The following is a 20,561-nucleotide window of genomic DNA, read 5'->3' as shown; positions in this document are numbered from 1 at the left end:
CTTCTTTTTTTTTGCTCAAAAACGATTCGTTTTTTAATCTAAAAAATACAATTAGAGTATAAAAGGGATCATTTTTAGCTTTAAAATATCGCTTTTTTCTTACTATAAAGCACTGTTGCTAAAATCGTCGAAAAAATCACCTTTTCTCTTTTTTGCATTGATTTACTTTTCCAAACAGTACCTCAAATTACATTAAAAATGAACATCGGCGAGGCTTTTCTGAATTATGTAATAAATTACATAAAATGCAATTTATTACATAATTAATATTAAAAAGTATAAATTTTTAGCACTTATATTATTTTATAGCAAATATTTTACACATATCAAAAAATAAACATATTTTTGTGTAATCGATTACAATAAACTTATTGATTCAATAACACAAAAAACTTTATTAACCGAAAAACCATAATTATGAAAAGAAACCTACTTATTCTGATGCTTTTACTGCTCATCGTTCCACTATGGGCACAACAAGTTCAGATTACAGAATCTTCAGGCTGGCTCGAGTCGGCATTTGTTAAATGGCAACCTGTAAGCAATGCACAAACCTACAATGTTTACTACTCCGGTAACGGCATCACTGATCAAAAAATCGACGACCAACTGATCAGAAGTTATGGAAGTTATTTTCGCGCAGATCTACCCGGACTTAAAGCCGGATCGTATACCCTTAAAGTAAAACCGGTTATTTCAGGTGCAGAGGGAACAGGATCAACAACTAGTACTTTAACCGTTTCCGCTCACGATCGTAATGGATTTGCTTTTGAAGGCGGGCGTGTTCCCGGAGGTTACAAAGCAGACGGAACTCCAAAAGACAATGCCGTTATTCTTTACATCACACAAAACACAAAAAACACCATTTCGATGAACATCACGGGTGCCAGTGCAAATCCTTGTGTTGGTCTGCAAAACATACTGTATGCCATCAAAAAAGGAAAAGACACACGTCCGTTTATCATTCGTTTAATTGGAAATATTACCGACATGTCTGTGATGGAAGGCGGAGATGTTGTAATCGAAAATGCCAACAATGCCGCAAGTTATGTAACGATTGAAGGAATAGGAAATGATGCTGTTGCCAATGGCTGGGGGGTACGTCTAAAATCTGCATCCAACATAGAGGTAAGCAATCTGGGTTTTATGAACTGTAACAGTACCGCGGGTGACAATGTTGGCATGCAGCAAGACAATGATCACGTTTGGGTACACAACTGTGATTTGTTCTACGGAAATGCAGGAAGCGATGCCGATCAAATAAAAGGAGACGGAGCACTCGACAATAAAACTTCTACCTACATCACCTTATCCTACAACCATTTTTGGGACAACGGAAAAGCAAGTCTTTTAGGTTTAAGCGAGGGTACTACCAGCGGCCTGTATATCACTTATCACCACAACTGGTTTGATCACTCTGATTCACGTCATCCTCGCGTTCGTTATTATTCGGCACACATCTACAACAACTATTTTGATGGTGTAGCCAAATACGGTTCGGGGTCTACCTTAGGCTCTTCCTTATTTGTGGAAGGAAATTACTTCCGCAATAGTAAACATCCCATGCTGACTTCTTTACAGGGGACTGATATCTGGGACGAAGCCAATCAGGTAAACAATGCCGGAACTATGGGAACTTTCTCCGCGGAAGCCGGAGGGTCTATAAAAGCCTTCAACAATACTTTTGACGCTTCAAACGGAACTAATAATATGCGTTTTGTAGCTTACAACGACCCTAATCCGTTGTACAATATTGCCGGAAAAATTAGCTCAACAACAGATTTTGATGCTTATGTTGCAGCTACAAGAGGCGAAACGGTAGGCAGTTCGGTTAAATCCAAATCGGGAGCCAATACCTACAACAACTTTGATACAGATGCTGCATTATATGTCAAAAATCTAACCATAGAACAGCCGGCAACAGCCAAAACAAAGGTCACCCAATACGCAGGACGTGTTTCGGGAGGTGATTTAAAATGGACTTTCGACAACAGCATAGACGATACCTCTTCTCTTGTAATCACAGCATTGAAGTCGGCACTAACCAATTATACGGGAACTTTGGTCGCGATTCAGGGAGAGGGCAACCCGCCAGCAAGTGCTGAGACACTAACCTCAACCGCCAATAACAATCAAACGGTAAGCAGCGGTACTGCTATTGCCTCTATTGTATTTACCTGGGGAGGAAATGCAACCGACGCGACGGTTACAGGACTACCGGCTTCAGGAATCAATTTTGTAAAAAATACTACAGCCAAAACCATCACTATTACCGGAACTCCAACCGCTACCGTTTCTTATTCGATTGCCACAAGCGGAACCGGAACTCCCGCTACAGGCTCAGGAACTATTACCCTTTCAGCAGCAGGAACACAAACCTTAACTTCAACAAGCAACAACAACCAAACTGTTGCCAGCGGAAAAGCCATTAATGCAATTGTTTTCACTTGGGGAGGAAATGCTACTGACGCAACGGTTACAGGACTGCCAGCTTCGGGAATTAGTTTTGTAAAAAATACTACTGCCAAAACCATCACTATTTCAGGAACTCCAACCGCTACTGTTTCTTATTCGGTTGCTACAACCGGAACCGGAACACCGGCAACAGGTTCAGGAACGCTTACGGTAACTACCGGAACGCCAGCCGGCGATGAGATTCACAACTTTACAGCATCGGGAAAAACAAGTTCATTTTACACCATTACAGGAAATATGAATTCAACTAACGGGGCTGTAACTTATGCCGGACTCACGCTCACGGCACGTTTAAAAATGGAATCCAGCACTACAATTACTTATACCACCACAAGCCCTTCTACTTTAACCTTGGTTTTTGATGCTAACTTTACAGGAACCGTTAAAGTAAATAATGTTTCCTACACCGCATCGGCCGGAATTGTAACCGCATCCATCCCTGCGGGTTCAAATACGATTACAAAAGGGTCTGTTGCCAATCTGTTTTACATCAGTACAGAAAACAACAACGGACCTACATTACGAATGGCACAAGGGGCTGACGTGATCGCTGAACCAAAAGCTTCAAAGGTAATTTTATACCCAAATCCGGTTGCTGATGTTTTGTATTTCTCAGAATCCAATCAGACTGTAGAGAAAGTGTTCCTTTATAACATCGCGGGCAATCTGGTAAAAACCTCCGAAAAAGAGACTAAAAGTATGGATCTAAGTACTCTGATCCCTGGAACTTACCTGCTAAAAGTCGTTACCTCAGACGGTTCCTTTACGCAAACTGTTCTTAAAAAATAGCTCAAAAAACCATCCTAAAAACAAAAGGCTTCCCAATTGGAAGCCTTTTACATTTTATCATTTTACAGGAAACAACTATTACAAATCAAATTTAATTCCCTGTGCCAATGGCAAACTTGTCGTATAATTGATTGTATTGGTCTGACGGCGCATGTAAATTTTCCAGGCATCAGATCCTGATTCGCGACCACCACCGGTTTCTTTTTCTCCACCAAAAGCACCTCCAATTTCAGCACCTGAAGTTCCAATGTTTACATTCGCGATTCCGCAATCAGAACCCACTACAGATAAAAATCTTTCGGCTTCACGAAGATTATTGGTCATAATAGCAGATGATAATCCTTGTGCAACTCCATTTTGAAAGTCAATAGCGTTATCCACTTCTCCTGAATATTTAATCAGATACAACACTGGAGCAAATGTTTCGTGCTGTACAATTTCAAACGAATTTTGTGCTTCTGCAATTGCAGGTTTTACATAACAACCGCTTTCATAACCTTCACCTGAAAGCACTCCGCCTTCAACCAAAATTTTCCCTCCTTCGGCAACTACTCTATTTAAAGCTTTAGCGTACTGCTCCACCGCGTGCGTATCAATAAGCGGCCCCACATGATTGTTTTCATCCAATGGGTTCCCAATTCTTAATTGTTTGTAAGCCGCTACCAAAGCGTCTTTTACTTTATCATAAATACTTTCGTGAATGATTAGTCGGCGTGTTGAAGTACAACGTTGTCCTGCTGTACCAACAGCTCCAAAAACAGCTCCAATAACGGTCATTTTAATATCGGCATCCGGAGTCACAATAATAGCATTGTTTCCTCCTAATTCTAACAATGATTTCCCTAAACGTCCAGCAACCGCCTGTGCTACAATTTTCCCCATTCGGGTTGAACCTGTAGCCGAAACTAACGGGATTCTGGTATCCGCTGTCATTAATTCCCCTATTTTATAATCACCATTGATCAAACAAGAGATCCCTTCCTGTAAATTATTTTCTTTGATCACCTGAGCAATAATATTCTGACAAGCAATTCCACAAAGAGGTGTTTTTTCAGAAGGCTTCCACACACAAACATCTCCTGAAATCCATGCCAAAGCGGTATTCCATGACCAAACCGCTACAGGGAAATTAAATGCCGAGATAATCCCAACTACTCCTAACGAATGGTATTGCTCGTACATACGGTGTCCTGGTCTTTCAGAATGCATTGTCAAACCGTGAAGCTGACGCGATAAACCAACAGCAAAATCACAGATGTCTATCATTTCCTGTACTTCTCCATAACCTTCCTGTAATGATTTCCCCATTTCGTAAGAAACCAATTTACCAAGTGCCTCTTTATTTTCACGTAGCTTTTGTCCAAACTGACGTACAATTTCTCCACGTTGCGGTGCCGGAATTAAACGAAAAGTTTTAAAAGCTTCTGTCGCCGCCTGCATTACTTTTTCATAATCCTGAGGAGTTGACATTTTTACCGATCCTATTAGTTTTCCATCAACCGGCGAAAAGCTATCTAAGACTTCTCCGGAAGAAAAGTTTTGTAAACCTGTCGATGTCCCTTCGTTGATCGCTTTGATGCCCAATTTTTCCAGAGCCTCATTCATTCCAAACTGTGATGCTATTGTTGTCATTGTAACTTTTTTAGTTAAAATTGTTATATTTTTATGTAAAGATATTATTTCAAGCCGAAATTTAATCGAACTGAGTTGTTAAAATCAGGTAAATTTAGGTTTAATTAAAATGAATTACAGCGCGATAGCGTGATTTATTCGTCTTAATTGATGAAATTTGCGGTAATAAAAGTACTCAAATATGTCCATTTTCAGTCGATTTTTAGTTTGTTTCGTCCTAATTTCAATTCACGCTTTTTCTCAAAAAGAGCAAAAAAAATCCTTTCAGGTCGTTCCTTTAGGGATAAAAGGAGGAATAGACGAGAAGAATCTTTCAGCCTATTTAGTTGCACCTATACATACGCATGATTTTATCTGTTTAGATGCCGGAACGGTAAACGCCGGAATTGAAAAAGCAATTGAAAAAAAAGTTTTTAACGTTTCGACCAGCGAAGTTTTACGAAAATACATTAAAGGTTATTTTATATCGCATGCGCATTTAGATCATGTTTCCGGTTTAATCATAAACTCTCCGGCAGATTCTTCGAAGACAGTTTATGCCACTGAAAAATGTATGAAAATGATGGAAAACCATTATTTCAACGATCAAACCTGGGCCAATTTTGGAGATAAAGGTCCCGGAACTCCGTTAAAAAAATATCATTTTCAGACTTTAAATATCGGAGAAGAAATTCCGATTACCAATACCACGATGACGGTAAAAGCATTTCCGTTAAGTCATGTGAATCCGTTTGAGAGCACTGCTTTCCTGATCAAAAGTGGCGAATCGTATGTACTTTACCTGGGGGATACCGGCCCTGATGCTGTAGAGAAAAGCGACAAGTTAAAGTCACTCTGGACCGCAGTTGCACCTTTGGTTAAAAGCAAACAACTGAAAGGTATTTTTATTGAGGTTTCGTTCCCAAATGAACAACCGGACCAGTTTTTATTCGGACATCTGACACCAAACTATCTGATGAAAGAACTTCACACCTTAGCAGATTTGTCGGGAAAAGAGACTTTGAAAGGTTTCAGTATTATTGTTACACATCTGAAACCGCCCACTAAAAATATTGTAAAACTGAAAAAACAGCTGCAAAAACAAAATGATCTGGGACTAAAACTTATTTATCCTGAACAAGGGAAAGGTTTTGAACTGTAACATTTAAATTTAAACTCGACAGGTTTTTGAAATGGTTTTAACACATAGAAACATAGGTTCTGCGTCCATAAAAGAGGCGTTTCACTTCATTTAAATACACATATCTTCTGTGTCTTTATGTTTACTTTTTGTTAATTACGCCAACTGGTATAAGATTTAGATTTGAAACCTGTCGGGTTTACTGATTATACCTTATTTCTTCGCAACAAATCTGGGATCAGATTCCATTACGGTTCCACAATTATCGCAGGTTCTTAGTGCTAAAGAATTGTAAAAATGCTCGAAATGCGGCAGAAAATCTTTTTCTATATTATGCAATTCAAAAAACACTTCATAGAGTTTATGATTGCAATTATCACAGTACCAAAGCAATCCATCAGTATAACCTAACCCTGCACGTTTGCGTTCGATAACCAATCCAATTGAACCTTCCGAACGAACAGGCGAATGGGGAATTTTAGCCGGATGAAGATACATATCACCTGCATGTAATTCCATCTCCTTTCGTTCTCCTTCTTCCTGAATGATCACTTTTATGCTTCCCTCAAGCTGATAAAAAAGTTCTTCGGTTTCGTTGTAATGGTAATCTTTTCGGGCATTTGGACCCGCAACTATCATCACTATATAATCACCAGAATCAATGTAGAGGTTTTTATTTCCAACAGGCGGTTTTAGTAAATGACGGTTCTCATCGATCCACTTCGTAAGATTGAAAGGTTTTGCTATTGCCATTTTTTTAAAGGTAGTAAGTTTCTAAGTAGCTAAGTTAAGGAAAAGTTTTTAGTCACAGTTCTCAGTCGCAGTCTCAGTTTACAGTTTACAGTGATCAACTGAGACTGAAAACTGTGACTGAAAACTGAAAACGGAGACTTACTTCACCTCTTTAATCAAATAGATATAAACCGGAAAATGATCACTAAATCCAACTTCGGTTAAACTATGACGTAACGGATAACCTTTATACTGTCCTGAACTCTGAACCAGAAAAGGCTTATTGAAAATCCCAGCCTTCCAAAAATTAAAGGTTGAAAAATCAGATTCTATAAGCGACTTTGTTATGATAATTTGATCAAAGATATCCCAGGAATCCCGAAATGCAATCGTTCCCAAACCTTTATTCGTCATTGCTGCAAACGGATTAAAAACACCAAACTCTTCTACTTCTGATTTCTTTGCTTTAGCCCCAAGAGCTATTTTCACACTTTTATTCGATGGGCTATCATTCAGATCACCCATCGTGATCACTTTAGCAATGGGGTTTATTCGTTGCAGCGAATCTATGATTCTTCTGTTTAAATTTCCTGCTGCTTCCCGAAAAACACTGCTTACCTTCTCGCCTCCTGATCTGGACGGCCAGTGATTGACAATAATATGAAGTTCCTCTCCCTCCAGAAATCCCGAAATTAAAAGCTGATCTCTGGTAAAAATCCGATTTTTGTCAGCAGTTTTGATTTCAATATCATCTTCCTGCTGTATCTCCTCTTCTTTAAGCGAGACTTTATTTTGGTAGATATGCAATGGAATGTTAGAGTACGCGGTAGGTTTAAAATATTTCCTTTGATACAACAATGCCACATCAATCCCTCGTTTGTCCGGTGAATCAAAATGAATTATTCCATAATCAAAAGGGAGCAGTTTAGGCTGTTTAATCAAATCTTCCAGAACGGCACGGTTTTCAATTTCAGCACCTCCAATCAATACCGGAGCATTGGAGTTATCAGGCTTTCCAATTTCAGACAAAACCCTGGAGAGGTTTTTTAATTTCTGTTCGTATTTCTCTACTGTCCAATGCTGTGCTCCATTAGGCGTCCATTCGTCATCATTGGTATTAACATCATCAGTAGTATCAAAAAGATTTTCGAAGTTGTAAAAGGCAACGGTATGGATACAATACTTTTTGGGCTGTGCCTGCAAGATTGCAAGAGACAGAAAAGTAATACAACAGAACTGAAAAGAAATTACCCTCATAAACTTAGCTCTTTAAACGGCTCAATTTAAACAATTAAAACTAATTGTAAGAATTTTCTAACTATTTTATTCTCTAAAATCTTTATATTTGTTTTATCTTTACGAATGAAACAGCAGAAAAAACATGAAAGCGAGCCCTTATCAATACTTCAGAAACTACTTTCCTTTTTATAAATTCGTATTTCTTATTTTTGCTTTACAATCCTTCAACTGTCAATCACAACAAAACATGATAACACCACCTTATTTACAAAAAGGAGATACTGTAGCCATTTTAGCAACAGCCAGAAAAAATATAGATGATAACTTAAAACCTACTATAGATTTATTGCACAGCTGGGGACTTGAAGCTGTTGTTGGAAGTACAATTGGTTTGGATTTTAACCAACTCGCGGGTACGGACGAACAACGTGCTGCCGATTTTCAAAAGCAGTTAGACAATCCAAACATTAAAGCAATCTGGTGCGTTCGTGGAGGTTATGGAACTGTAAGAATGATCGACTTACTCGATTTTACAAAATTCAAACAGCATCCAAAGTGGATTGTTGGTTTTAGCGATGTTACGGTTTTACACAATCATTTGAATACTATGGGCTATAAGTCCATTCACGGTATAATGCCCGTAACGGTACCACGTGCTACTCCCGCAGCGGTTAGTTCAATGAAATCTGCTTTATTTGGTGAACAGATTTCTTATGCGATTGGTCCGGATAAGATGAACCGATTTGGAACTGCAACCGGTGAATTAGTAGGCGGAAATTTATCTATTTTATACAGCTTATTGGGTTCTCCCTCGGCAATCGACTGTAAGGATAAAATTTTATTCATCGAAGATTTAGATGAATACCTATATCATATCGATCGTATGATGATGAATTTAAGACGCAACGGGTGTATCGAAAACCTCAAAGGAATTGTTGTTGGAGGCATGACCAAAATGAAGGATAACGAAGTTCCATGGGGGAAAAATGCGGTAGAAATTGTAGATGATGTTACCAAAAAATACAATATCCCGGTGATTTTTAATTTTCCAGCCGGGCACATTCAGGACAATAGGGCTTTAATCATGGGAAACACTGTTACTATTGACGTAAATACATCAGGAAGTACTGTTACTTTTCAAAAATAATAGAACCTGAGAATTTCTTTTCCCTAAAGATTTTTAAATACCACATATCATATTCTCGCAAAGACGCGAAATAGCAAAGTTTTACTCAATTCTTTGCTATTTCGCGTCTTTTCTTGCAGATTACCCTTTACAGCATAAAAATATCATAACTCATAATTTCAAAATAAAAAATGGCTGAACATAATGAACTTGGAAAAGAAGGAGAAGACCGTGCTGTTGAATATCTAGAGCAAAACGGATACAAAATTCTCGATAGAAACTGGACTTTTCAAAAAGCCGAAATTGATATTATTGCTGAAAAAGAATCCATTTTAGCAGTCATTGAAGTGAAGACAAGATCAAGTCTGGATTTTGGTTTACCACAGGATTTTGTGAAACCAAAAAAAATTCAGCTACTGGTAAAAGCTGTAAATGCCTACATAAACGATAGGGAAATGGATTTTACTATACGATTTGACATCATTGCCATACACAAAAACAAGGAAACATTTGCAATTGAACACATTACAGACGCTTTTTACCATTTTTAACATAATTTTACAATGTTATATTTGTAACAAATTGTTCTTTTATTTATATTCGCAAAGTTTTATAACACTACAATTAACTACACCAACCCAATTAAGTTACAAAAAAAAAGAAAAAAACTATGAAAACCGTTTCTTCAATCGTCGAAAATTACATCAAAACAAAACCCTTTTTATTAAATGCGTTATCCCTTGGAATCATCAACCTTACTTCTCTTTCGCGGAACATTATGACCGAATTGGAAAGTGAATTTGGTAAGGAAGTAAAACAAGGCGCTGTTGTAATGTCATTGAAACGACTCACAGAAGAACTGGATTTTAAATTGAATCATAAAATCAATAAAGTAATCAAGAATATTGGCGAAATCACGGTTCGATCTGAACTGACCGATTATACTTTTGCTGCTTCAGAGACTGTTTTGAACAAACAGGCTGATTTAATTTCTGATATCAATGCTTTATCTGATATCTTTTACACCTCATCACGTGGGGTAAATGAAACCAATATTGTGGTAAGCAGCAGTGTAAATCATTTGGTTGAAAAGCACTTTATGCGCGAAAAACTAATTCAGAAATTAGATAATTTAGCCTCTATTACTGTAAAATTACCAAAAGAAAACATCGTAGTTCCAGGAATTTATTACTTCATTTTCCAGCGTTTGGCATGGGAAGGAATTATCATCAATGAGGTAATTTCGACTTCAAATGAATTCACCATTTTAGTTGGCGAAGATCAGGTTGATGTTGCTTTTAAAGTAATTAAGGATCTGAAAAACTAACTCTAAGAATTAACTTCAAAAGAAGCTGTGAAGCTTCTTTCCTTATAATCCTTTTGTCTTTTTCTATAAAAGATAAAAGGATTTTTATCATCTATAAGAATTTTAAGCAAAACAACTAAGAACTCTCATTTTTCACTCAGAATGAATAAATGCAAGCAAAACCAAAATCATTTTCAGAATTTATGTTATTTAAATTCATTAGTGGTTTGAAGACTAATTTTTCGCTTACATTAAATTGAGATAAAGCAGCATCAATATTAGCATCGATAATATTTAAAACATAAAAACCCACCATACATAAGGCTGACAAATCTCTGTTTTGTTGAAATTGTTTTTGAGCAGAACTTAATTGACTAGTGCTTAAATTCGCTAAATATTCGGAACTACCTGTGTTTCCCGTAAGTCTATTTTTATATTCGTTTCTATAAGTATTGTAGTTTTCTTGACTATCGATAAAAAAATAAGCACTTGTGCCAATTGCTGCGTAAACCAATGGAAGTTTCCAATATTTCTTATTATAAATCTGTCCTAAACCAGGAAATATAGCCGAATAAAATGCTGCTTGTGCAGGACGAAGTGGATCAATCGTTTCTGATTTTAGCGACTCATTTAAAACAATTTTCTTTGTTTGCTGAGCCGATAAAGAGGTTAATTCAAAAAATAAAAACAGAAGAATAATTTGATATTGCATATTGAGGTTTACTTTGAAATTTTGATTCAAAGTAAACCTTTTAGTTCTAAGAATTTTCTTAAACAAAAGACAAATAAAACTTAATCTTTAAAGCTTCAAGTACCCCTTTAATTTTCATTTTTCACCACATATTAGGGAATTAAAAATAATTTTACAATCCGTGAAAATCTTTTTAATCTGTGGCTGCTTTTTTATTCTCCGAGTAACTCCATCAATTCTAACGCTCGTTTGGTCGATTTTACATTGTCAAAAGTCAATAAAAGGCGTAAACCGTTAGGCGTTTGTTTTTCTTTCATTTGACAAAGATTACTATGAGTTTGTACAAATTTTATCACTTTATGAAAACGCTTGGACTGGTAATAATCTGATTGCTGGTCTGAAACGAAATAACCAATCATTTTACCTTTTTTCATCACCAGTTTCTCAATACCCACACTCGTCGCAATCCATTTGATGCGAATACTATTCATCAACGCATTGGCACGCGGTGGCATCGGACCAAAACGGTCAATTAATTTATTTTGAAACACTACAAGCTCCTGCTCGTTTTTCACACCACCCAACTCGTTATATAAACTCAAACGTTCGGTAACATTATTGATGTATTCATCAGAAAACAACAACTCAAAATCAGTATCGATTTGTAAATCTTTTACATATTCTTTCGTTTCAATATCATTCTCTTCCGGGTATAAATCCTTGAATTCATTTTCTTTCAATTCTTCGATCGCCTCATTCATGATCTTTTGGTAGGTATCAAATCCAATCTCATTAATGAAACCGCTTTGTTCTCCACCTAATAAATCTCCTGCGCCACGAATTTCAAGATCTTTCATTGCAATGTTAAAACCACTTCCGAGTTCGCTAAATTGCTCCAAAGCCTGAATACGTTTTCTGGCATCTTCGGTCATAGATGAATAAGGTGGACAGATAAAATAACAAAATGCTTTTTTATTGCTTCGACCTACCCTACCGCGCATTTGATGCAAATCAGACAATCCAAAATTATTGGCATTGTTAATGAAAATCGTGTTGGCATTGGGCACATCCAAACCACTTTCGATAATTGTTGTGGCTACCAGAACATCGAAATCGCCGTTCATGAAACCCAGCATCAATTCTTCGAGTTTCGCACCCTCCATTTGTCCGTGACCGATTCCTACTCTGGCATTTGGTACCAGACGCTGAATCATTCCGGCTACTTCTTTTATATTTTCGATTCGGTTATTGATAAAGAAAACCTGTCCGTTTCGCTGAATTTCATACGAAATCGCATCACGGATTATTTCTTCATTAAACCCAACCACATTTGTTTCAATAGGATATCGGTTAGGCGGAGGTGTTGTAATAACCGATAAATCCCTGGCTGCCATCAATGAAAACTGAAGTGTTCTCGGGATTGGCGTTGCCGTTAAAGTTAAGGTATCGACATTGGCGGCAATCGTTTTAAGTTTGTCTTTTACGTTCACTCCAAACTTTTGTTCCTCGTCGACAATCAATAAACCAAGGTCTTTAAAAACTACATTTTTGTTGACTAACTGATGTGTTCCAATAACAATGTCAAGTTTCCCTTCTGCTAAATCTTTTAGCGTTTGTGCTTTCTGCTTGGCCGTTCTAAATCGGTTCATGTAACCAATAGTAACCGGCATATCTTTTAATCGTTCCGAAAAGGTACGGTAATGCTGGTAAGCCAAAATAGTAGTAGGGACCAAAACAGCTACCTGTTTACTATTGTCTACCGCTTTAAATGCCGCACGAATCGCTACCTCGGTCTTTCCAAAACCTACATCACCGCAGACCAAACGATCCATTGGACGATCGCTTTCCATATCGGTTTTAACCTCTTGTGTCGATTTGGTTTGGTCCGGCGTATCTTCGTATATAAACGAACTTTCTAATTCGTTTTGTAGATAACTGTCCGGTGCAAACTGAAAACCTTTTTCCAAACGTCGTTTCGCGTACAATTGAATCAAATTGAAAGCAATATGTTTGACACGCGCTTTAGTTTTTTGTTTTAAAACTTTCCAGGCGTTAGATCCTAATTTATAGATTTTCGGAGGAGTTCCATCCTTTCCGTTGTATTTTGAAATTTTATGAAGCGAATGGATACTAACGTACACAATATCGTTATCCGCATAAACCAATTTTATGGCTTCCTGCGTTTTACCTTCGACCTGAATTTTCTGCAAGCCGCCAAATTTTCCAATTCCGTGATCGATATGCGTTACATAATCACCAACCGAAAGCGCAGTTAATTCCTTAAGTGTAATGTTCTGCTTCTTCGAATAACCGTTTTTGATATTAAATTTATGATATCGCTCAAAAATCTGATGATCGGTATAGGCTGTAATCTGACTTTCTTCATCAATGAATCCCTGATATAAAGGCAATACAACGGTATGATATTGTTTTCTAATGTTCTCTGAATTGGCTTCGTCTAACGTTTCAAAAATATCATGAAAACGTTTGGCTTGAGTTTCATTCGAACAGAACAAATAATTTTTATATCCGTTAAAATGATTATCACTCAGATTATTCAGCAACAAATCAAATTGTTTATTGAATGATGGCTGTGGGTGAATGTGAAAATCGAATGTTTTTGTGGTTTTAAAAACAGGTTTCGAAGCCAATTCTACTATCGAAAAATCTAACGCCCGCTTGATAAATGAGCTTTGATTTAAGAATAATTTTTCCGGTTCAGCGCGTTTTATTTCCTTTGAAAGTTTCTCAAAAGCCTCTTCGGCTCTGGCGAATTGTTTGTCCAACTGAGTTAAAAGCCCGTCTGTATTTTGAACAAACAGTACCGTTCGCTCTGCAATATAATCCAGGAAACTCTCTCTGTTCTCCTGAAAAAGCTTGTTCTCTACGTTTGGAATTATTGTGATTTTTTTATGTGTTTCTACCGATAACTGTGTTTCGACATCAAAACTTCTGATACTGTCTACTTCATTACCAAAAAACTCTATTCGATAGGGATGATCGTTTGAGAATGAGAATACATCAACAATTCCTCCACGAACAGAAAACTCTCCCGGTTCGGTAATAAAATCGACTCTTTTAAATTCATATTCAAACAAAACCTCGTTGATAAAATCGATCGAAATTTTATCGTTCAAAGCGACTTTCAGTGTATTTTTATCGAGTTCTCTTCTGGTTACAACTTTTTCAAAAAGCGCTTCCGGATAGGTAACAATTATAGCGGGTTTTTTACGGGAATTAATTCGGTTCAAAACCTCAGCACGAAGCAAAACATTCGCATTATCTGTTTCTTCAATTTGATATGGACGACGAAACGACGCGGGATAAAACAATACATCCTGTTCTCCAATCATTTGTTCGAGATCGTTCAGGTAATAAGCAGCCTCTTCTTTATTGTCTAAAATAACCAAGAAAGGCAATTCCGATTTTTTGAAAACGGCACGTATAACAAATGAAACCGCTGACCCTAACAATCCGTTAAGATGCATTTTTATTTGCTTCTGCTCCAATAATTGCGTGGCAATCTGCTGATTCTTTGGCAGATTATCATACAGGGTATATAAGGCGTTTTTACTCAACTTTTGATGTGTTTGGATCTATATTTTTTACAGGAATGGGAACTGTGCTTGCATTTGGAATTGCACGTGTTGTATCTAACATTTTTAAGAACTCTTCCTCCCCTTCCTCTTTCGGAATTTTACTTTTTACCATAATAAGATCCATCTGTCTTTCTAATGAAACCAGTTCTTTGTTAATCTCACCAATTAAAAACGTTACTTTCTCTGACGGAATCTGATTCAAATGAATAAACAAATCCATCATTCTGACTTTTGTAATTAGAATAGAAATCCGGCTTCTGATCTGTGGAATATTAAATTCTGCAGGAATATTATTGTTCAATGCCATTACTTTTTTGGAAATCGCTGTTGACTTCTTTTGAAAGGCCCCAATTGTCTTTCTTGGCTTATCCCCGAGTTCTTTTAAAAAGTCACGCCATTCATTCCACGAATTCACTTTTTGCTCTGAAATTTCGTTGATAGGTTCATCGATAAAATCCCAGCCTTTATTGATCTTATTAAAAATGACTTCTTTTTTTTTGGCTTCTTTTTCGTTTTCAGCACGGCGTTTTTCATCTTCGTTCTGACATGAATTCAACACAAAAACAAAAAGTAGAAAAAGAGATATCTTATATTTCATTTGGTAAAACATTAAGCTACAAAGTTACAAAGTAATTTTACAATTACGAATTCTGATTTTTGATACAAATTACTTTATTCATCAACCAGTAGAGGATTCTGAATTCGTGGATTCCTGTTTGTAAGACTTATCAAAAAACCGCAAATTCCTGGTTGAAAATACTTATAAATTTTAATTTACATTCCTTATTCAACAACGAATAATCCAAAAAAGAATCTTTATCGTTGTTAAATTTATAATTTGTTCTTCTGAAAAGTAAAAATAATTGAGGAAACGTTATATTTGTCTCTCTAAAAAAACCATTCAAAAAATGAATCCAAAAATATTAATCATTGGTGCCTGCGGTCAGATTGGGACAGAACTGACTCAAAAACTGCGCAAACTATACGGAACAAACAATGTTATTGCGTCTGATATTAGAAAATTAAATACAGACGTTGTTAATTCTGGTCCGTTTGAAGTGGTCAATGCCTTAGATTTTAACCAAATCGAGCATCTTGTTGAAGTACATCAAATTACTGATATTTATTTGATGGCGGCACTTTTGTCGGCTACAGCCGAGAAAAACCCTGCATTTGCCTGGGATCTGAATATGAATTCATTATTTCACGTTTTAAATTTAGCAAAAGCCAAAAAGGTAAAAAAGATTTTCTGGCCTTCCAGTATTGCCGTTTTTGGACCTACTACACCTAAAGAAAACACGCCTCAATATACTGTAATGGAACCTTCTACTGTTTACGGAATTAGTAAACAAGCCGGAGAAAGATGGTGCGAATACTACCACAATATTTATGGTGTTGATGTACGAAGCATCCGTTATCCTGGTTTAATTAGCTGGTCAACGCCTCCTGGTGGCGGAACTACAGATTATGCTGTTGATATTTTTTACAAGGCTATCGCCGATAAAAAATACGAGTGCTTTTTATCCTCTGAAACAAAAATGCCAATGATGTATATGGATGATGCAATTGATGCTACCATTAATATTATGAAAGTACCAGAAGAGAAAATCAAGATACATTCGTCATACAATTTAGCCGCAATGAGTTTCACCCCTACTGAAATTGCTGCTGAAATTAAAAAACATATTCCTGATTTTGAAATAACATACAATCCTGATTTCCGTCAAAAAATTGCAGACAGCTGGCCGGCAAGTATTGACGATACTGAGGCAAGAGAAGACTGGGACTGGAAACACACTTTTGATCTTGAATCGATGACAAAAGATATGTTAGAGCATTTAGGATAACAATCTACTTTCAAAATATAAAAACGCACAAATTGTGCGTTTTTTTTATGCTTATAACTTGCCTCTGGATTTTTCAGTTCTTTTTAATCTCACTCTTATTTTTAGCAAAAATTCTATTAAATGAAAAATCTCGTTTAAAATTTATTTCTAAAATTAAACGAGACTTTTTTATATTCTAAAACGAAGATTATTTTACCTCATATACATTATTTGCAGCTTTTACATCCGCCATTAATCCACTCGGATCAATCGTGATTTTTTTGATTGCTGTTTTGTTTTTGTCTATTGTAAAACTATAGTTCGATTGTGCCCAGGCCCAATCTTGTAAAGCAGTTCTTTTTTCATTTGGATTCGGATTCGGTTTAATGAAGTTCATCATTCTTAACGGAATGTAGAAATTCTCAGAAGTTCCGTCAGTATATTCTACTTTCAAATCAATTGGCATTGGCATTCTTCCAATTCTTTCTAAAGTGATATTGGTTTTTCCTGCATTATCAGCTACATCTTTAATACCATAATCAATTGTATTGGTCGTTCCTGTCCAATCAATTAAATACCAATCTAATTCTGCTCCTGAAACTCTCTCTGCAGATCTTTTGATGTCGTTTGGAGTTGGATGTTTGAATTTAAAATCGTTAAAATATCTTTTTAAAGTAGCGTCAACATTATCTTTTCCAATTACATATTCTAACTGAGAAAGAAAAAGACTTCCTTTTACATAAGATGAAATGCTATACGGACGGTTTTCGTCATAACGGTCTCCATGAGTCGTCTGAGGCTGTTCTTTACCAGAATTTACCAAACTGTAATAAGCCTTGTAATTTCCTTCAAATGGATTAACTTCTTTTTTATCGCCTTTTAATTCATTCAAAGCGCTGTCTTCGATGTAAGTTGTAAAACCTTCATCCATCCAAGGGTGCTTTGATTCGTTTGAAGCTAAAATATGCTGAAACCATGAATGTCCAAGTTCATGAGTTGCTGTTCCTAAAATTCCTTCAAGAGTTCCGTTTCCAAGCATCAAAGTGCACATTGCGTACTCCATTCCACCGTCTCCTCCTTGAATAAAAGAGTATTGTTTGTACGGATATGCTCCAACTCTGTGGTTGTAATAATCCATTACTTTAACCATCAAAGGCTCTAATTGTTTCCAGTTTGCTGTAGTTTTCGGATTGTTTTTGTAGAAGAAATGTAAATCAACATCATTAGGTCCTTTTACAATATCGTGTGTGTATTCTTTATCAGCTGCCCAAGTAAAATCATGAACATTTGGCGCAATAAAATGCCATGTCAATGTTTTTGTTTTCTTTGGATAAGTAACGGTTATACCTGCATCTTCATAACCATGGCCAATTTGATTTTTGTCTTGTAAATATCCTGAACCACCAATTGTATAGTCTTTGTCGATTGTAATTTTCACATCAAAATTACCCCAAACTCCATGAAATTCTCTCGCGATGTAAGGATCTGCATGCCAGCCTTCGAAATCAAATTCGGCTAATTTTGGGTACCATTGCGACATTGACAATTCTACTCCTTCTGAATTGTTACGTCCTGTACGACGAACTTGAACAGGAACTTGTCCATCAAAATCTAAAGTAAATGTCGTTTTAGAATTTGGTAAAATTGGTTTCGCCAAAGTAACTTCTAAAATAGTTCCAGAAACTCTTGTTTGTGCTGAAACTCCGTCTTGTTTAAAATCTGAAATTTTTAAGTATCCTATTTCGTTTGGTTTTAAAGTTTCTATTCGGCTTTGTTTGGTTTCTTTTCCATCCGCACCTTTAACCTTAGACACCATTCTTCCATCGGGATCTTTTATGGTATGCAAACGTGCATCCATTTCACTTCCCGGCTGAAACGCATTTAAAAACAAATGATAAAAAACTTTTCTTAACGTATCAGGAGAATTATTGGTATATATCAACTCTTGTTTCCCTTTGTATTGATAATTTTTCACATCCATGGATACTTCCATTTTGTAGTCAACATGCTGTTGCCAGTAAGGTGCACTTTGCGCAAATGCTGAATTTAAACCCAAACTCAAAAAAGATAATAGTATAATTTTTCGCATCGTTATTTCAATCAAAATGGAAGAGCTCACACTCTTCCATTAATTAATATTTGGTTTTAGTTATTTTTTTGACATTTTTTCGGCCATCAATAAAGCGTTGTAAGCGTTGACCATTTTAGCTGTTCTTGAAGATTCTGCAGATGAAACCGCTACAGGTTTTGCATCAGGATTTGGATTTGTACCTAAGACTACCATTGATGGGAGTGCAATCCCTGAATCCATTAAAATTTGTTTTACTTGTGCTGCTTTTAATTTTGGATAGTAAGAACGAATCAATGCTGCAACTCCCGCGGCATTTGGAGAAGCCATTGAAGTTCCTTGGGAATATTTATATTTACTATTCGGAATCGTTGCATAAATTTCTTCTCCAGGAGCAAAAACATCGACATTAATTTTTCCAAAGTTAGAAAATGAAGACACAACATTTTCACCATATTGTTTATTTATAGCACCAATTGTAATCACATTGTCTGCAAATTCTTTGACGTTATCTTCTGAATCGTTTGGATAATTGATGTTTCTTATATCGTCTATGTTATAACCATCGTTTCCAGCTGCGTGCACGATTAAAACATCTTTTTTTGCCGCATATTTTATCGCATCATAAACCCATTTTTTATGAGGAGAAAAGCTCTTTCCAAAACTTCCGTTGATTATTTTTGCTCCATTGTCTACTGCATAACGAATAGCTAAGGCAATATCTTTGTCATACTCATCACCGTCAGGAACGGCTCTTACAGTCAGGATTTCTACATTATTACTAACTCCGTCTCCTCCTAAGTTATTCCCTCGAATTTGTGCAATGATTCCTGCTACGTGCGTTCCGTGAAGTGCTTTCTCTTTATCAGGTCCAAAAACAATATTATTTCCATAATTTGTATTTTTAATGTCCTCCGGATTATCACCTACAATTTTTCTACCGTCGTACTCTTTGTTTAAGTTGTAATTTAATTGATCGTAGACTGATTCTCTATAATCTTCAAATTCTGCTTCAGGGTCAAAAGTTGGTCCAGCGCTAGTAAAAATCTGAGTCATAATCATTTTGCTATCGACTAATTTTGAATCAGTTGAAGTAATCTTGTTTAAATCTTCTAATTTATAAGTTGCTTTATTTAGCTCCTTTTTTATAGTATTATGAACATCAATTAAAAAATCTACTTGTTGTTTCTCTTCTATAACTTTTTTATATTTTTCTTCATATTGTACTAAAGCATTTTTATATTCAGCAGAACCATCATCTCCTTTTTTAATCGCACGCGTCATTTCAAGATTTTCATGAACAGCATTTCCTAAGAAATTCCACCCGTGAATATCATCCACAAACCCGTTTTTATCATCGTCGATTCCGTTACCCGGAATTTCTTTAGGATTCGTCCAGATCATCCCTTTTAGATCTTCATGTTCGATATCGACACCAGAATCTACAATTCCAACGATCACTTTTTTTCCTGTTTTACCTTGTAATAATTCAGCATAAACCCTATCGACACTCATTCCCGGAATTGAATCTTTGATTAGATCAAGATGACTCCATCTTTTTAATTCGTTTTCGCTAACAGGAGCTTTTTTAACAACGGTTAAAGGAGCTTTAATAAATTCTTGTGTAGCCGATTTTTGCGCTTGCAAAGTGGTACTGCAACCTGCTAAAACGATTAATGTAAAAGCAGATAGTTTGAAATGTTTTATATGACTCATGTATCTAATAAATATTTTAAAGTTAAATATGGGCCTAAATTATGATTTTTTGTTACATAAAACTAACGATTAACACCGCCTTATGAATTTTGCCTTAACATTTAAGAAACCTTAAGAGTCTTGTAAACCTCATCTGAATCAAAAATCTTACACTATTTATTCTCTCAAAAAAAAGCTCATTAGGTATACGTTTTTTAAACCTTTAAAAGAAATTGATCTTTACGTGTTCCCGTAAGGAAATG

14 protein-coding genes are annotated in these 20,561 nt (G+C 36.2%); 6 read left to right on the top strand and 8 right to left on the bottom strand.

Translation table 11 applies throughout. From position 1 onward, the window contains the following. Nucleotides 1-417 precede the first annotated feature (417 nt). Entirely contained in the window at nucleotides 418-3,264 is a 2,847-nt protein-coding gene (locus AC3IS6_RS06040) for a pectate lyase family protein (protein WP_489164102.1), read from the top strand. Nucleotides 3,265-3,342: 78 nt separating this feature from the next. Here AC3IS6_RS06040 and amaB read toward each other — a convergent pair whose 3' ends face one another. Continuing rightward, nucleotides 3,343-4,896, bottom strand: coding sequence for an L-piperidine-6-carboxylate dehydrogenase (gene amaB, locus AC3IS6_RS06035; RefSeq protein ID WP_489164101.1), 1,554 nt, complete (start codon nucleotides 4,894-4,896; stop codon nucleotides 3,343-3,345). A 181-nt stretch (nucleotides 4,897-5,077) separates the two neighbouring features. Here amaB and AC3IS6_RS06030 point away from each other — a divergent pair, with 181 nt between their 5' ends. After that, on the top strand, nucleotides 5,078-6,037 hold the full coding sequence (locus tag AC3IS6_RS06030; protein ID WP_489164100.1) for an MBL fold metallo-hydrolase: 960 nt from the start codon (nucleotides 5,078-5,080) through the stop codon (nucleotides 6,035-6,037). Between the two features lie 192 nt (nucleotides 6,038-6,229). Here the strand turns inward: AC3IS6_RS06030 and AC3IS6_RS06025 are convergent, their stop codons facing one another. Beyond that, nucleotides 6,230-6,769: a 3-hydroxyanthranilate 3,4-dioxygenase gene (locus AC3IS6_RS06025; protein WP_489164099.1), complete on the bottom strand. Its 540-nt coding sequence runs from the start codon at nucleotides 6,767-6,769 to the stop codon at nucleotides 6,230-6,232. Between the two features lie 138 nt (nucleotides 6,770-6,907). Then, on the bottom strand, nucleotides 6,908-8,005 hold the full coding sequence (locus AC3IS6_RS06020; protein WP_489164098.1) for an endonuclease/exonuclease/phosphatase family protein: 1,098 nt from the start codon (nucleotides 8,003-8,005) through the stop codon (nucleotides 6,908-6,910). A 229-nt stretch (nucleotides 8,006-8,234) separates the two neighbouring features. On the opposite strand from AC3IS6_RS06020, the gene AC3IS6_RS06015 reads away from it, so the two are divergent. The 3 genes from AC3IS6_RS06015 to AC3IS6_RS06005 all read left to right on the top strand — a co-directional run bounded on the left by AC3IS6_RS06015 (nucleotide 8,235) and on the right by AC3IS6_RS06005 (nucleotide 10,440). Continuing rightward, complete coding sequence (locus AC3IS6_RS06015) at nucleotides 8,235-9,134, top strand: S66 peptidase family protein (protein WP_489164097.1); 900 nt, start codon at nucleotides 8,235-8,237, stop codon at nucleotides 9,132-9,134. 170 nt (nucleotides 9,135-9,304) lie between these two features. Then, nucleotides 9,305-9,664 (top strand): YraN family protein, encoded by a 360-nt coding sequence (locus AC3IS6_RS06010; protein WP_489164096.1) that lies wholly within the window; start codon nucleotides 9,305-9,307, stop codon nucleotides 9,662-9,664. Between the two features lie 119 nt (nucleotides 9,665-9,783). Beyond that, a complete protein-coding gene (locus AC3IS6_RS06005; protein ID WP_008466087.1) occupies nucleotides 9,784-10,440 on the top strand; it encodes a hypothetical protein in 657 nt (218 codons plus the stop codon). 136 nt (nucleotides 10,441-10,576) lie between these two features. Here AC3IS6_RS06005 and AC3IS6_RS06000 read toward each other — a convergent pair whose 3' ends face one another. The 3 genes from AC3IS6_RS06000 to AC3IS6_RS05990 all read right to left on the bottom strand — a co-directional run bounded on the left by AC3IS6_RS06000 (nucleotide 10,577) and on the right by AC3IS6_RS05990 (nucleotide 15,307). Then, entirely contained in the window at nucleotides 10,577-11,161 is a 585-nt protein-coding gene (locus tag AC3IS6_RS06000; RefSeq protein WP_489164095.1) for a DUF5683 domain-containing protein, read from the bottom strand. Between the two features lie 161 nt (nucleotides 11,162-11,322). Continuing rightward, a complete protein-coding gene (gene mfd / locus AC3IS6_RS05995) occupies nucleotides 11,323-14,688 on the bottom strand; it encodes a transcription-repair coupling factor (protein ID WP_489164094.1) in 3,366 nt (1,121 codons plus the stop codon). Beyond that, entirely contained in the window at nucleotides 14,681-15,307 is a 627-nt protein-coding gene (locus AC3IS6_RS05990) for a hypothetical protein (protein ID WP_489164093.1), read from the bottom strand. The genes mfd and AC3IS6_RS05990 overlap by 8 nt, the downstream gene beginning before the upstream one ends. A 310-nt stretch (nucleotides 15,308-15,617) precedes the next feature. Between AC3IS6_RS05990 and AC3IS6_RS05985 the strand changes: the two genes are divergently transcribed. Beyond that, complete coding sequence (locus AC3IS6_RS05985; RefSeq protein WP_489164092.1) at nucleotides 15,618-16,556, top strand: L-threonine 3-dehydrogenase; 939 nt, start codon at nucleotides 15,618-15,620, stop codon at nucleotides 16,554-16,556. A 187-nt stretch (nucleotides 16,557-16,743) separates the two neighbouring features. Here the strand turns inward: AC3IS6_RS05985 and AC3IS6_RS05980 are convergent, their stop codons facing one another. Both AC3IS6_RS05980 and AC3IS6_RS05975 read right to left on the bottom strand, forming a co-directional pair. Beyond that, a complete protein-coding gene (locus AC3IS6_RS05980) occupies nucleotides 16,744-18,624 on the bottom strand; it encodes a M1 family metallopeptidase (protein WP_489164091.1) in 1,881 nt (626 codons plus the stop codon). A gap of 60 nt (nucleotides 18,625-18,684) precedes the next feature. After that, nucleotides 18,685-20,319 (bottom strand): S8 family peptidase, encoded by a 1,635-nt coding sequence (locus AC3IS6_RS05975; protein WP_489164090.1) that lies wholly within the window; start codon nucleotides 20,317-20,319, stop codon nucleotides 18,685-18,687. Nucleotides 20,320-20,561 lie beyond the last annotated feature (242 nt).

This window comes from Flavobacterium sp. KH_035 (genome assembly GCF_057839565.1).
This window is presented reverse-complemented; position numbering and strand designations above follow the sequence as displayed.

Excerpts from the sequence above, each read along its gene's own strand:
- AC3IS6_RS06040 (WP_489164102.1), top strand. The coding sequence starts at position 418 with ATGAAAAGAAACCTACTTATTCTGATGCTTTTACTGCTCATCGTTCCA.
- amaB (WP_489164101.1), bottom strand. The coding sequence starts at position 4,896 with ATGACAACAATAGCATCACAGTTTGGAATGAATGAGGCTCTGGAAAAA.
- AC3IS6_RS06030 (WP_489164100.1), top strand. The coding sequence starts at position 5,078 with ATGTCCATTTTCAGTCGATTTTTAGTTTGTTTCGTCCTAATTTCAATT.
- AC3IS6_RS06025 (WP_489164099.1), bottom strand. The coding sequence starts at position 6,769 with ATGGCAATAGCAAAACCTTTCAATCTTACGAAGTGGATCGATGAGAAC.
- AC3IS6_RS06020 (WP_489164098.1), bottom strand. The coding sequence starts at position 8,005 with ATGAGGGTAATTTCTTTTCAGTTCTGTTGTATTACTTTTCTGTCTCTT.
- AC3IS6_RS06015 (WP_489164097.1), top strand. The coding sequence starts at position 8,235 with ATGATAACACCACCTTATTTACAAAAAGGAGATACTGTAGCCATTTTA.
- AC3IS6_RS06010 (WP_489164096.1), top strand. The coding sequence starts at position 9,305 with ATGGCTGAACATAATGAACTTGGAAAAGAAGGAGAAGACCGTGCTGTT.
- AC3IS6_RS06005 (WP_008466087.1), top strand. The coding sequence starts at position 9,784 with ATGAAAACCGTTTCTTCAATCGTCGAAAATTACATCAAAACAAAACCC.
- AC3IS6_RS05990 (WP_489164093.1), bottom strand. The coding sequence starts at position 15,307 with ATGAAATATAAGATATCTCTTTTTCTACTTTTTGTTTTTGTGTTGAAT.
- AC3IS6_RS05985 (WP_489164092.1), top strand. The coding sequence starts at position 15,618 with ATGAATCCAAAAATATTAATCATTGGTGCCTGCGGTCAGATTGGGACA.
- AC3IS6_RS05980 (WP_489164091.1), bottom strand. The coding sequence starts at position 18,624 with ATGCGAAAAATTATACTATTATCTTTTTTGAGTTTGGGTTTAAATTCA.
- AC3IS6_RS05975 (WP_489164090.1), bottom strand. The coding sequence starts at position 20,319 with ATGAGTCATATAAAACATTTCAAACTATCTGCTTTTACATTAATCGTT.